Here is a 13176-nt window from a genome sequence, read left to right on the forward strand (position 1 = left end):
CCGCATGTTTACCGCAACTATAAAAGCAGAAGATCTGCCTGTTCCAATTCAGGAATTTATACTTAGAGCACTGGCCTGGGCTGATCAGCATCCTTTGGTTTGTAACTATAACCACAACAATATTCCATACCCGCACAGTGGCTTCGAGCATATACTTGCCATTTCATCAGGTAAACCTGTTGATCTGGACCAGGAAAACGTGCTGGAAAGTATACGCACTAAACTAAGTGGCAACCATAACCTATGGTGCGGCTACCTGGCCTATGACCTTAAAAACCAGATCGAAAAACTAAGCAGCCAGAATAACGATGGAATTGGTTTCCCAGTGGCCTTTTTTTTTGAGCCTGAAGTGTATTTATACTTTAGCCAGTTAAGTATAACCATCTGCAGCACAAATCAAAGTACAAACGCTATCCTTGAATATATACTTTCTAGTGCACCCCTTGTAGCCTCCTCTCCTGCTAAAATAAACATACAGCAACGGGTTTCGCCAGACAAGTATAAAGCCAATGTTGAAAAGGTAAAAGCCCATATCCTGGAGGGTGACGTGTACGAGTTAAATTATTGCATCGAGTTCTTTGCTGAAAATGCCGATTTGCAGCCTTTACCTTTATACCTGGCGCTTAATGATGCTTCTCCTACCCCCTTCTCAGGTTACCTAAAGTATAACGACAGGTATTTGCTCAGTGCTTCGCCGGAGCGCTTTCTTAAAAAGGAAGGCAAAAAACTTATCTCACAACCTATTAAAGGCACTATCAGGCGAGGTCAAACACCGCAAGAAGATGCGCAACTTCAATACCAATTACGGCACGACGAAAAAGAACTGGCCGAAAACATGATGATCGTAGACCTGGTGCGCAACGACTTAAGCCGCTCTTGCGCGACAGGAACCGTGCAGGTCGAAGAAATGTTCGGAATATATGGCTTCAGGCAAGTCTCGCAGATGATCTCTACCATTACCGGAGAACTTAAGCCAGGCAACGACTTAGTGGATGCATTGCAAGGCACTTTCCCGATGGGAAGTATGACCGGTGCCCCTAAAATAAGCGCTATGCAGATCATCGAGGAACTTGAAGAAACCAAGCGCGGCTTATACTCCGGGGCTTTTGGCTATATCACGTCGGAAAATGATTGTGACTTCAATGTGGTTATCCGAAGTATACAGTATAATGCCAGCACCAAATACCTCTCCTTTATGGTGGGCAGCGCCATCACCTACGACTCCGACCCGGAACGTGAGTATGAAGAATGCCTGTTAAAGGCGCAGGCGATCTTGAAAGTTTTGAATGAGCGAATGAGTGGTTGAGTGAGTGATAAATGGTTAAACGAATAACTCCTTTGAATTAATTTCTAAATTCAACAATTTAACAATCAGACCATTCAACAATTCATAATCACTCATTCACTCAATCACACAATCAAAATTACTTTTCTATTCCTGCCATTCTGTCACGATTTTGATGAGATTATAGTATATTTGCAGCAGTTAAAGAATAAGCATGGATCCGATAGTAGATTTAGATTTTATAGACAGCCGCATGCCTGAAGAGGCAGCGGCTTGTGATACAACCCATATTACACAGGAAACACAGACTGGCAAAAGCCGAAAACTGTACATAGAGAGCTATGGTTGCGCTATGAATTTCTCAGATAGCGAAATCGTGTCGTCGATCATGTTTGAGAACGGCTTCGATACTACCTCCGACATTGCGCAGGCTGACCTGGTATTCCTGAATACCTGCTCTATACGTGAAAAAGCAGAGCAGACTGTTCGCAACCGCTTGGGCCAGATCAACTATTTTAAGAAGAAAAAGCCGGAGATGATGGTTGGTGTACTGGGCTGTATGGCAGAGCGTCTGAAGAAATCGCTGCTGGAAGAAGAAAAGATTGTTGACCTGGTAGTTGGGCCTGATGCATACCGCGACCTGCCAAACCTGATAAACGAGGTAGATGGAGGACAGAAAGCTGTTAACGTGCTGCTTTCCCGCGAAGAGACCTATGCCGACATCAACCCTATACGCCTGAATAGCAATGGTGTAAGTGCCTTTATCTCGATCATGCGTGGTTGCGACAACATGTGCTCATTCTGCGTGGTGCCATTTACCCGTGGACGTGAGCGCAGCCGCGATGCACACTCTATTGTTCGCGAGGCAGAGGCATTGGTGGCACAAGGTTATAAAGAAGTAACGCTGCTTGGCCAGAACGTAGACTCATACAAATGGGCATCCGAAGACGGAACCGAAAGCGTAAACTTTGCGCAATTGCTGGAGAAAGTAGCCTTGGTATCGCCAGACCTGCGCGTGCGTTTCTCTACGTCACATCCAAAAGATATCACAGATGAAGTGTTGTACACTATGAAAAAGTATGACAACATCTGCAAATACATACACCTGCCGGCACAAAGCGGTAATACCCGCGTGCTAGAGCTTATGAACCGCACCTACGACCGTGAGTGGTACATTAACCGCGTTGATGCTATCCGTGCTATACTTGGTGATGACTGCGGAATTTCTTCTGATATGATCGCCGGTTTCTGCACCGAAACAGAGGAAGAGCATCAGGATACGCTTTCCCTGATGGACTATGTGCAGTACGACTATTCTTATATGTTCTTTTATTCTGAGCGTCCGGGTACACTGGCAGCCAGAAAACTGGAAGACGATATTCCGTTGGAAGTTAAAAAGCGCCGCCTAGACGAGATCATTACCAAGCAGCGAGAAACCTCGCTTAACCGCAACAAACGCGATGTAGGCAAAGTGCACAAGGTACTGGTTGAGAACTTCTCAAAAAAATCGAAAGAACAACTTAGCGGACGCAACGACCAGAACAAAGTAGTGATCTTTGACAAAAAGCACTATAAGAAAGGTGATTACGTGAACGTGTTGGTGCACGATTGCAGCGTAGGCACCCTATTTGGCCAGGCGATAGATTAGATTTGGAGATAAGACAATTGGGGAATTTGAAGATGTGAAGATTAGATAATTGTTCATTCACACATTTTCAAATCCCTACATTTCCAAATCTTCAAATCTGCTAATCTTCAAATTAAAAACATGCGCAACATCGATATACAAAGTATAAAGCAGCGTTTTGGTATCATTGGCAACTCACCCTTGCTTAACCACGCCATACAGGTGGCTGCTCAGGTAGCACCAACTGAAATGACGGTGCTTATTACCGGTGAGAGCGGTAGTGGCAAGGAGTCCTTCTCCAAGATTATACACCATCTGAGTCCGCGCAAACATGGCCAGTTTATTGCCATTAACTGCGGTGCCATACCAGAAGGAACTATAGATTCTGAACTGTTTGGCCACGAGAAGGGCTCTTTTACAGGCGCCACAGAAACCCGAAAAGGCTATTTTGAGGTAACAGATGGCGGTACTATATTTTTAGATGAGATTGGCGAAATGCCGCTTGGTACACAGGCAAGGTTACTGCGCGTGCTTGAAAACGGCGAGTTTATTAAAGTAGGCTCGTCTAAAGTACAGAAAACAGATGTGCGTGTAGTGGCTGCTACCAACGTTAACCTGTTAAATGCGGTTGAAAAAGGTCGTTTTCGTGAAGACTTATACTATAGACTGAACACAGTTCCTATTACAGTGCCTCCTTTGCGAGAACGAGGCGACGATGTTTACCTGCTCTTCCGTAAGTTTGCTGCCGATTTCTCTGAGAAGTATAAAGTAAAGCCAATCACACTTACTCCTGATGCCGTGCAGGAGCTGTTGGCATTCCGTTTTCCGGGTAACATACGTCAGCTAAAAAACATTGTAGAGCAGATCTCTGTGCTGGAGTACGACCGTGAGATTGACGGCAATAAACTAAGGCATTACCTGCCACGCGACCAAGGTAATACCCTTCCGGCCCTGTTTAACAAAGAAACTGCTACAGAACAGCCTTTTTCGGAGCGTGATATACTTTATAAGGTGCTTTTTGATATGCGCCGTGATGTCTCTGAGCTAAAGAAACTCGTGTTCGATATCATGACCAATCAGCATAACGACCAGGAATTGATTAAAGAGCATGGTCACTTGTTTGATGGTATTGAAACGGTTAATGGCCGCACCACCTACCAACAGCCGGAAGCCAAACAGCATGATGCGTTTTACCTGCCAGTAAAACAGGCTCAGATGCAGGATTACGAAGATCAGAAAGTAGAGGATATTACGCACGAAACAGAAGAAGAAAGCTTATCTTTAGAGGATAAAGAAAAAGAGATGATCTTAAAGGCGCTTAAAAAGCACAACAACAAGCGCAAGTATGCTGCCCAGGATCTGGGAATATCAGAAAGAACACTTTACCGCAAATTAAAGCAGTATGACATTGAGGATTAACAAGAGAGTTTGGGTTTACACGCTGTTTTCGCTGCTTGCGGTTTGCAGTAGTTGCGGCATTTACTCCTTTTCAGGCTCTACCCTGCCACCTGATGTGCGTACCATCTCTATTCAAAATTTTGAGAACAGCACTGGCGAAGGACCAGCAAATCTTACACAGCTGGTAACCAACAACTTTAAAACCTTCTACCAACGAAACTCCAACCTGAACATTGTACAGCGCGACGGAGACTTGCAATTGGAAGGACAGATTGTTAGCTTTACTTATACGCCGGCAGCTATTCAGCGCGAGGGCGTTCAGGATATAGCAGGCCTTAACAGGCTTACATTGGGCATACAGGTACGTTTTGTGAACGCCAAAGCCCCAGACAAGAACTTCGACAGACTGTTCAGCATTTCGCAGGACTTTCAGCAGGGCCGTGATGTAACGCAGCTAACTCCTGCCGAAATTGATGCGCTAACCGAGCGCCTGGTAACAGATGTTTTTAATAAAACAGTAGCAGACTGGTAGTTACACATTACCATCCAAAGCAATACGAATACTAAATGAATAAATCAGCTTTTCTTAAACTGATAAAACAGGTAGCCAACATCTCCGACCAGCAAACCGAAGAGCTGGAGAAGGTGGCCGCTACTTTCCCTTATTGCCAGACTGCCCACCTCCTACTTGCTAAATCTGCTTACGATAAAGGAAGTATGCTTTCGACGCAGCGTTTACGCAAAGCCTCGTCGTATGCCACTGATCGCCAACTGTTAAAACGCATTATTTATACTTCTACTGTTGCAGAGCCTGTATTTGAAGAAAGTATAACAGCAACACCACAGGAAGAAACTTTACCGATTCAGGCTGAACAAACTTTAGCTACAACTGAAAGTATACCTACAGCGGAAATTATACTTGAAGAACCTACGAATACTGCTCCACCTGTAACTGAAGCTACCTCAGATGATTATGAGCCGGCTGATATAGAGGAAATATTTGAGGAGGTAAGCGAAGAAAATCAACCGGAGTTTAGCACCCAGGAAGCAGAAGAAGAATCTCCTGCAGCATTAGAGGCAGAGCAACAGCAGATAGACTCGGAGCTGGCCATGTTGCTCACCATCAACAGTCTCAGCTCATCCTTTACAGATTTACTGGCTCAAAAACCTGATCCAGACCCTGAACCAGAATCAGAGGCACCATCCCTTGGCATAGCGGACCACCTGACAGAAACAGGAGAAGCTCTATCGGAATTAGAGGCATCAGAAAATATACCTGCCGATACTATCTATGAAGAAGACACTCCCGCTGAATCAGGAAAGGATGCGGCAGACGCAGAGATAAACTATTCTTTTGATGAAATAGACCGCCTATATGCCGAAGATGCTCTTGGTTACTGGATGGGCTCCAGCCGTATGGGCGAGCTTCTGCAGCTAAAGGATGATTATACGCGCCAGCGCCCTCAGGCCTTTCATCCCGAGCTTATTTTAGAGTATAGCAAGACCCACGAACTGGAAAAAGCAGTGCAAACCACACAGCATTCGTTAAGCAACCAGTTAGACCTGATAGACCAGTTTTTAAAGCTTAATCCAAGGCTTAAAACGATGGCAAATTTCAAGTTGAAGCCTGAGCCTCAGGAGGATTTATCGCTTAAGAGCACCAAGATCAAAAAAGGAATGGCATCCGAAAGCCTGGCCAACATATTCGTGAAACAAGGCAAGGTGAAAAAAGCAGTTAAAATATATGAGCAACTCATTTTGAAAAATCCGGAAAAAAAGAGTTACTTTGCTGAACAGATAGAAAAATTACAAAACTTAAGTTAATATGTACATCGCCCTTATCAGTATTATTGTATTCATTTGCGTGCTGCTTATTTTGGTTGTGTTGGCTCAGAATCCTAAAGGAGGCGGACTATCAAGCCAGTTTGGCGGTAGCACCAGCCAGCTTATGGGTGTAAAGCGCACCGGTGACCTGCTGGAGAAACTAACCTGGGGCTTTGCCATAGCACTGGTTGTTCTTACACTTGGCACACACATGATGGTTGGTACTGCTAACCAGCAAGGTGCTGGCGAAAGATCGATCAATGAAGAACGCGCTCGTCAGTCTAACTTGCCTGCTGCCCCTGCTACATTGCCAGGAGCAACAGAAGAGAACCCTGCAGCTATTCCTGATGCAGCTGAGATTCCAGCTATGATTGACACAGCTAACTAAGCAACCAAGTATAAAGTATAAGCAAAGCCGGCCCTATAAGCCGGCTTTGTTGTTTTTTGTGCTGTCGTAACCTGTCATACGTATAGTAAAAAGTTCCATCAGTCTGCCAAATATGTCAAACCTGTCAGGTAACGCAGCGTTAAAAGCTGAAAATTTGGCCTGAAATGTCAGAACAGAGGCATTGGCACAGGAAATGATAGTACCCCATTGGTTATAATTTTTAATATCAACCATAAAACTTCATAACATAACAAACTATGTCAATCAGCATTAAACCATTAGCAGACAGAGTAATTGTAGCTCCTGCTGCAGCAGAAGAAAAAACAAAGTCTGGTATCATTATTCCTGATACTGCTAAAGAGAAGCCACAGCGTGGTGAGGTAGTAGCCGTTGGCGAGGGTAAAGTATCTGAGCAGGGTTCTTTAATGAAGCCGCAGGTAAAAGTTGGCGACCAGGTATTATATGGTAAATACGCAGGTACAGATATCTCTGTAGACGGAAACGATTACCTGATCATGCGTGAGTCAGATATTCTGGCTGTACTTTAATTCAAACCATTTTAATTTAATTATCTAATAGATATAACTATGGCTAAAAACATCACATTTGATGCCGACGCTCGCAGCAAAATAAAGTCTGGCGTTGACAAACTGGCAAATGCTGTTAAAGTTACCTTAGGTCCTAAAGGCCGCAACGTGATCATCGATAAAAAATTCGGTGCTCCTACCATTACAAAAGACGGTGTTTCAGTGGCGAAAGAAATCGAACTGAAAGACGCTATTGAAAACATGGGTGCGCAGTTGGTAAAAGAAGTTGCCTCTAAAACTGCTGACCAGGCTGGTGACGGTACTACTACTGCAACTGTACTAGCTCAGGCTATCTACACGGCTGGTATTAAGAACGTAGCTGCCGGTGCTAACCCAATGGACCTGAAGCGTGGTATCGACAAAGCTGTACATGCAGTAGTTGAGAACTTGCGTTCACAGTCTAAGAAAATCGAGAACTCTTCTGAGATCTCTCAGGTAGGCACTATTTCTGCCAACAACGACGCGGAGATCGGTAAAATGATCGCTGATGCGATGGATAAAGTTGGTAAGGACGGTGTAATTACTGTTGAAGAAGCAAAAGGTACTGAAACTGAGGTAAAAACTGTAGAAGGTATGCAGTTTGACCGTGGTTACCTTTCTCCATACTTTGTGACCAACGCAGAGAAAATGGAGGCTGAATTCGACAACCCTTATATCCTGATCTACGACAAGAAGGTTTCTACTATGAAGGAGCTGCTTCCAGTATTGGAGCAGGTAGTTCAGACTGGTAAAGGCCTTGTTATCGTTTCTGAGGACGTAGACGGTGAAGCACTTGCTACACTTGTAGTAAACAAACTGCGTGGCTCGCTTAAAATTGCAGCTGTTAAGGCTCCTGGCTTCGGCGACAGAAGAAAAGCAATGCTGGAAGATATCGCTATCCTGACTGGCGGTACTGTTATCTCTGAAGAAAGAGGTTACAAACTAGAGAACGCTACGCTGGAGTATCTTGGACAAGCTGAGAAGGTGATCATCGACAAAGACAACACCACTATCGTAAATGGTGCCGGTTCTAAAGATGATATCGTTGCCCGCGTAAACCAGATAAAGTCGCAGATGGAGTCTACTACATCTGACTATGACAAAGAAAAACTTCAGGAGCGTTTAGCTAAGCTTTCTGGCGGTGTGGCTATCCTTTACATCGGTGCTTCTACGGAGGTAGAGATGAAAGAGAAGAAAGACCGTGTTGACGATGCATTACATGCAACACGCGCTGCCGTTGAAGAAGGTATCGTAGCTGGTGGTGGCGTTGCGCTTATCCGTGCTATCGATGCTCTGAACAGCATTGATGTTTACAACGCTGACGAGCAGACAGGTGTACAGATCATCAAAACTGCGCTGGAGGCTCCACTAAGAACGATTGTTGCCAATGCAGGTGGCGAAGGTTCTGTAGTGGTACAGGCTATCCGCGAAGGCAAAGCTGACTACGGTTACAACGCACGTGATAACAGATATGAGAACATGTTCGCAGCTGGTATCATCGATCCAACTAAGGTTACACGCCTTGCTTTAGAGAACGCTGCTTCTATCTCTGGCCTGCTTCTAACTACCGAGTGTGTAGTATCAGAAGAACCTTCTGAAGAGGCTGCCCCAATGGGCGGCGGCATGCCGGGTGGCATGGGCGGAATGGGCGGCATGATGTAATCAGACACATCCCATAGTATAAATAAGAAAGCCCCTGCGTCTGATGATGCAGGGGCTTTTACTTTCATAGCCTTTCATTACAGAGGCCTGATCTTGATGTTGATGTCATGTGGGGCAACCTCATCGCCTCCAAAATATGGATATAATTGGTAAGCGTCTGATATGCCGCTACATCCTCTTGGTAGCTCTACCCCAATACCGTCAACCTTAAAAATATACTTTCCATCCTCGAGTATCAGTTCGCAAAGGGCTGCTTTACCCAAAGTTATACTTGTAATATACACAGACTGACGGCTCCCGCCTTTATAAGTATAAGCATGCAACTCTAGCTGGTTATTACTCCAACGCCAGCCTATGCGCGCGCTGTTTACCTGGTGGTGCGAGCCACAGTCGGATACCCCGTAAAGCTTATTGATGTCATATTGGTTCTCTGGTTTGGCAGAAGTATAAATAGCGGTGCTATCAAACGTTACTTCAAACCGCAATTTCTGTGCTTTAAGTGTTTTGAAAGAATTATTGGTAGATGTGTGAGAGCCTTTTTTGATAGTATAAACAATAGACTCAGGCGCTGGCAGTACAGAGTTTTCCGCCACATCGGTTGCCTCTGACATTGTTTGGCAGGATGCCATAGAGGCACACAATGAAAGCAGAGCCAAAACATGGCTATACTTCCGGGTAAAAGTAAACATGGGTAATTAGTATAATTATAGAATAGGCAAAATGATTAATTTATAACTTATTTAATCATAGTTAAGTAGACAGGAAAAACAGAATTGCAAATCTATAAAACATTATAAATAAAAAAAGCCCCCGACTCATAAAATCGAGGGCTTCTTCCCTAATAATTAAGCTTTATGGTTCTTAATGGATACCGTGCATCCACTTACGCATTAATGGAGTAAGTATAAGTGCCAGTACTGCAAATCCGAATGCTACATAACCGATTTGCTCAAAAACACCTGTGTATACCATTAACGACTGCATCCCAGATACTTCAGCTTCTCCCTCTCCACTTACTGATGTAAGCTTTGCAATTGCACCGGCAATATAGTGCGCAAATGACGAAGATAGGAACCAGATACCCATGATAAAGGATACGATCTTTTTAGGCGATAATTCTGTTACTTTTGAAAGCCCTACAGGCGAAATAAACAACTCACCTGTTGTTATCAGCATATAACCCAGGATAAGGAACCAGATAGATACTCTGCCATCAGCATCAGCAAAATTAGCACTCCAGGCAAAAATCAAGAAACCTAAACCTAATTGGGCTATACCCAAAGCAAATTTAACCGGCGTGTATGGGTTCATGCGCATTCTGGAGAAGAACAGCCACATAGCTGAGAATGGTAGCGCAAATAACACGATAAAGAACGGGTTAATAGAGTTTGTCTGGGCAGCATTCATGAACGTAAGGTTCACGTTACGCTCAGCAAAAAGTGTTAAAGAAGAACCAGCCTGCTCAAAGAAAGACCAGAAAACGGTGATAAAGAAAGTAAGCAGGATAACAACGAACAAGCGCTCACGCTCCTTTTTCTCTTCTTTTACTAAGCTATAGATCAGTATCAGGGCAATAACCGGCAGTAGGATATAGTTCATTACAATTCCGATCAAGCTACCGTCGAAGTTGGTCATTCCAAAACCAGGAAGGTCTAATGAGCCATGGAAAAGAAGAATGCCTAAAAAAGGTAAAGCTACAACAGACAGAATAGACACCCAGTTACCTCTCGATATACCGGCAACTTTCTCCTTAACCAGAGCAGGGTCGGCAGGAAGTCCTCTGTCACCAAATACGCCGCTTCTGGAGCCATTCCAGAACATAAGTAAGCCTATTAACATACCTACGCCAGCTGCGCCAAAACCATAATGCCAGCCGTAGGTTACTCCTAACCATCCGCAGACAATTGGAGCCAGCATAGCACCTATGTTAATGCCCATGTAAAAAATGGTGAAGCCTGCATCTCTTCTGGCATCGCCCTGTGCATAAAGCGTACCTACCATTGTAGAAATATTTGGCTTAAAAAATCCATTTCCTACAATCAAAAGTGCGAGTGCTCCGTAGAAGAAAACCGGGTGCTCAACAGCAAGCGCAAAATGGCCAAATGCCATAAGTACGGCACCCAACATAATAGACTTTCGGTATCCCAGTAATTTATCTGCGATCATGCCACCTATTACTGGTGTGGCATAAACTAAGGCGCCATAAGCTGCGTAAATACCAAAAGCGACGTTATCGCTATATAGTAAATCGTTAACCATGTACAGAACCAACAGTGCGCGCATACCATAAAAGCTGAAGCGCTCCCATAGTTCGGCAAAGAACAGATAGAACAATCCTTTAGGGTGTCCAAACATTTCCGGCCCAGTCGGCTCAGCTCCCATAGGGGCAGCATGCTCCGATATCTTGTCGGTGACAGTGTGTTCTCTTAATGACATAGATTAAAAATAGTTGATTGTTTAGTTAGGTTATGCATACAAAGAAGGTAAATATATCAGATTAGAAGCAAACAGACAAATATTTTACACTACTCCGTAACAGTATGTGCAATCTTGCGCAATATTTGCATAACACAATATTTTGATAAACATTTTTTTATACTTTTGTACAGTAGTTGTGATGCAAACCGTTTAAAATCAAAACCCAAAAAATTCAAATGAAAGTAACTGGATATAAATCTAAGGTTGGTCTTGAAAATCTTGGTATTAAGCAGGCTAAAGAGGTGCTTTGGAACCTTACCCCTGCTGAGCTGGTAGAAGAGGCCATTAAAAACGGCGAAGGTGTTTTAACGGATACAGGTGCGCTGATGTGCGACACAGGTAAATTCACTGGACGTTCTCCAAAGGACAGATTTGTGGTGAAGGACGCTAAAACAGAGGATACAGTTTGGTGGGGCGACATAAACATCGCTTTTGACCCTGAGAAATTCGACCAACTACATGATAAGATGGTTGACTTCCTGAAAGACCGTAAACTTTATGTGCGCGATGCTTATGCCGGAGCACACCCTGACTACCGTTTAAATTTACGTATTGTTAACACTCAGGCATGGCAGAACCTTTTCTGCAACAACATGTTTCTGCGCTTAACACAGGATGAGATTGACAACCACACGCCAGAATTTACCATTATCTGTGCCCCTGAGTTTGAAGCTGACCCTGCAGTTGACGGAACACGCCAGTCTAATTTTGCGATCATCAACTTTACCAAGAACATGATCCTGATAGGTGGTACAGGCTACGCCGGTGAGATGAAAAAAGGCATCTTCGGGGTACTAAACTATATCCTTCCGCAGGAGCGCAACACCTTGTCTATGCACTGCTCTGCCAACGTAGGAAAAGATGGTGACACAGCTATCTTCTTTGGACTTTCAGGCACAGGCAAAACCACTCTTTCTGCAGACCCTAACCGTGGCCTGATCGGTGACGATGAACATGGCTGGACAAAAGACAGTGTATTTAACTTTGAAGGTGGCTGCTATGCAAAGGTTATTGACCTTACCCACGAAAAAGAGCCGCAGATATGGGATGCCATAAAATTCGGAGCTATTGTAGAGAATACACGTTTTGAAGAAGGCACACGCACAGTAGACTATACGAATAACTCTGTTACAGAAAATACACGTACGGCCTACCCTATTCACCACATCGATAACGCCATTGAACCATCAAGAGCTGATATTCCAAAGAATATCTTCTTCCTTACAGCAGATGCGTTTGGTGTGTTGCCTCCGATCTCCAAACTAAATACCAGCCAGGCCATGTATCACTTTATTTCTGGTTACACCGCTAAGGTTGCAGGTACTGAAGTTGGAGTGACAGAGCCACAAACAACTTTCTCTGCCTGCTTTGGAGCTGCTTTCTTACCCCTGCACCCAACAAAGTATGCAGAAATGCTTGGCAAGAAAATGAGTGAGAATAATGTTAATGTGTGGCTGATCAATACAGGTTGGACAGGTGGCCCTTACGGTGTAGGTTCGCGTATGAAGCTGCCTTATACTCGTGCTATGATCACAGCAGCACTTAACGGAGAACTTGACAACGTGAAGTTTACCAAGCATCCGATATTTGGCGTTGAAATGCCGGATACTTGCCCTAATGTACCAGACGAGGTACTAAACCCACGCAATACATGGGCAAACAAAGAAGAGTACGATGCAAAAGCTACTGACCTGGCTTCTAAGTTTGTTAGAAACTTCCAGAAGTATGCAGACTATGCTAACGATGAGATCTTAGCCGGTGCACCTAATGTTGAAGTAACAGCTTAAGCTGAATTTAAGTACAACTAAAAAAAGCCTCTTTGCCTAGTGCAAAGAGGCTTTTTTTATTAAGCCAGAGATGACCTCTAAAGTATACTTTCGTATATTTAAGAAAACTAAGGGTGAGTTTTGTAGAGCTTTCATATTTAATAAAGTATGTAAGGTCTTAA

General features: G+C 44.0%; 12 protein-coding genes. 9 read left to right on the forward strand and 3 right to left on the reverse strand.

Annotation, left to right across the window (positions count from 1 at the left end; translation table 11 throughout):
- The first annotated feature begins 4 nt into the window (after positions 1-4).
- The 6 genes from K0O23_RS08845 to secG all read left to right on the forward strand — a co-directional run bounded on the left by K0O23_RS08845 (position 5) and on the right by secG (position 6522).
- Positions 5-1306 carry an anthranilate synthase component I family protein gene (locus tag K0O23_RS08845; protein ID WP_219877064.1) on the forward strand — a complete coding sequence of 434 codons (1302 nt, stop codon included), beginning with the start codon at positions 5-7 and terminating at the stop codon, positions 1304-1306.
- A 193-nt stretch (positions 1307-1499) separates the two neighbouring features.
- Positions 1500-2933 carry a tRNA (N6-isopentenyl adenosine(37)-C2)-methylthiotransferase MiaB gene (gene miaB, locus K0O23_RS08850; RefSeq protein ID WP_219877065.1) on the forward strand — a complete coding sequence of 478 codons (1434 nt, stop codon included), beginning with the start codon at positions 1500-1502 and terminating at the stop codon, positions 2931-2933.
- Positions 2934-3053: 120 nt separating this feature from the next.
- Positions 3054-4331, forward strand: a complete 1278-nt coding sequence (locus K0O23_RS08855) for a sigma-54 interaction domain-containing protein (protein WP_219877066.1) — start codon at positions 3054-3056, stop codon at positions 4329-4331.
- Positions 4315-4842: an LPS assembly lipoprotein LptE gene (gene lptE, locus K0O23_RS08860; protein ID WP_219877067.1), complete on the forward strand. Its 528-nt coding sequence runs from the start codon at positions 4315-4317 to the stop codon at positions 4840-4842. The genes K0O23_RS08855 and lptE overlap by 17 nt, the downstream gene beginning before the upstream one ends.
- 35 nt (positions 4843-4877) lie before the next feature.
- A complete protein-coding gene (locus tag K0O23_RS08865) occupies positions 4878-6134 on the forward strand; it encodes a hypothetical protein (protein WP_219877068.1) in 1257 nt (418 codons plus the stop codon).
- Position 6135: 1 nt separating this feature from the next.
- On the forward strand, positions 6136-6522 hold the full coding sequence (gene secG, locus K0O23_RS08870; protein ID WP_219877069.1) for a preprotein translocase subunit SecG: 387 nt from the start codon (positions 6136-6138) through the stop codon (positions 6520-6522).
- Between the two features lie 33 nt (positions 6523-6555).
- Here secG and K0O23_RS08875 read toward each other — a convergent pair whose 3' ends face one another.
- A complete protein-coding gene (locus tag K0O23_RS08875) occupies positions 6556-6756 on the reverse strand; it encodes a hypothetical protein (RefSeq protein ID WP_219877070.1) in 201 nt (66 codons plus the stop codon).
- A 23-nt stretch (positions 6757-6779) separates the two neighbouring features.
- Between K0O23_RS08875 and groES the strand changes: the two genes are divergently transcribed.
- The gene (gene groES / locus K0O23_RS08880; protein ID WP_219877071.1) at positions 6780-7070 is read left to right on the forward strand and encodes a co-chaperone GroES; all 291 of its coding nucleotides are present in this window, start codon (positions 6780-6782) and stop codon (positions 7068-7070) included.
- Positions 7071-7109: 39 nt separating this feature from the next.
- Complete coding sequence (gene groL, locus K0O23_RS08885) at positions 7110-8750, forward strand: chaperonin GroEL (RefSeq protein ID WP_219877072.1); 1641 nt, start codon at positions 7110-7112, stop codon at positions 8748-8750.
- A gap of 77 nt (positions 8751-8827) precedes the next feature.
- Here the strand turns inward: groL and K0O23_RS08890 are convergent, their stop codons facing one another.
- Positions 8828-9361, reverse strand: a complete 534-nt coding sequence (locus tag K0O23_RS08890) for a hypothetical protein (RefSeq protein ID WP_219877073.1) — start codon at positions 9359-9361, stop codon at positions 8828-8830.
- 250 nt (positions 9362-9611) lie between these two features.
- On the reverse strand, positions 9612-11186 hold the full coding sequence (locus K0O23_RS08895; protein WP_219877074.1) for a peptide MFS transporter: 1575 nt from the start codon (positions 11184-11186) through the stop codon (positions 9612-9614).
- 218 nt (positions 11187-11404) lie between these two features.
- Here K0O23_RS08895 and pckA point away from each other — a divergent pair, with 218 nt between their 5' ends.
- Complete coding sequence (gene pckA / locus K0O23_RS08900; RefSeq protein ID WP_219877075.1) at positions 11405-13015, forward strand: phosphoenolpyruvate carboxykinase (ATP); 1611 nt, start codon at positions 11405-11407, stop codon at positions 13013-13015.
- The last annotated feature ends 161 nt before the right edge of the window (positions 13016-13176 follow it).

It is taken from the genome of Pontibacter aydingkolensis (genome assembly GCF_019443125.1).
In the GTDB taxonomy this organism is placed as follows: Bacteria; Bacteroidota; Bacteroidia; order Cytophagales; family Hymenobacteraceae; genus Pontibacter; species Pontibacter aydingkolensis.

Coding starts and splice junctions, on each gene's coding strand:
- secG (WP_219877069.1), top strand. CDS start 6,136: ATGTACATCGCCCTTATCAGTATTATTGTATTCATTTGCGTGCTGCTT.
- miaB (WP_219877065.1), top strand. CDS start 1,500: ATGGATCCGATAGTAGATTTAGATTTTATAGACAGCCGCATGCCTGAA.
- pckA (WP_219877075.1), top strand. CDS start 11,405: ATGAAAGTAACTGGATATAAATCTAAGGTTGGTCTTGAAAATCTTGGT.
- K0O23_RS08865 (WP_219877068.1), top strand. CDS start 4,878: ATGAATAAATCAGCTTTTCTTAAACTGATAAAACAGGTAGCCAACATC.
- K0O23_RS08875 (WP_219877070.1), bottom strand. CDS start 6,756: ATGGTTGATATTAAAAATTATAACCAATGGGGTACTATCATTTCCTGT.
- K0O23_RS08845 (WP_219877064.1), top strand. CDS start 5: ATGTTTACCGCAACTATAAAAGCAGAAGATCTGCCTGTTCCAATTCAG.
- K0O23_RS08895 (WP_219877074.1), bottom strand. CDS start 11,186: ATGTCATTAAGAGAACACACTGTCACCGACAAGATATCGGAGCATGCT.
- groES (WP_219877071.1), top strand. CDS start 6,780: ATGTCAATCAGCATTAAACCATTAGCAGACAGAGTAATTGTAGCTCCT.
- lptE (WP_219877067.1), top strand. CDS start 4,315: ATGACATTGAGGATTAACAAGAGAGTTTGGGTTTACACGCTGTTTTCG.
- K0O23_RS08855 (WP_219877066.1), top strand. CDS start 3,054: ATGCGCAACATCGATATACAAAGTATAAAGCAGCGTTTTGGTATCATT.
- groL (WP_219877072.1), top strand. CDS start 7,110: ATGGCTAAAAACATCACATTTGATGCCGACGCTCGCAGCAAAATAAAG.
- K0O23_RS08890 (WP_219877073.1), bottom strand. CDS start 9,361: ATGTCAGAGGCAACCGATGTGGCGGAAAACTCTGTACTGCCAGCGCCT.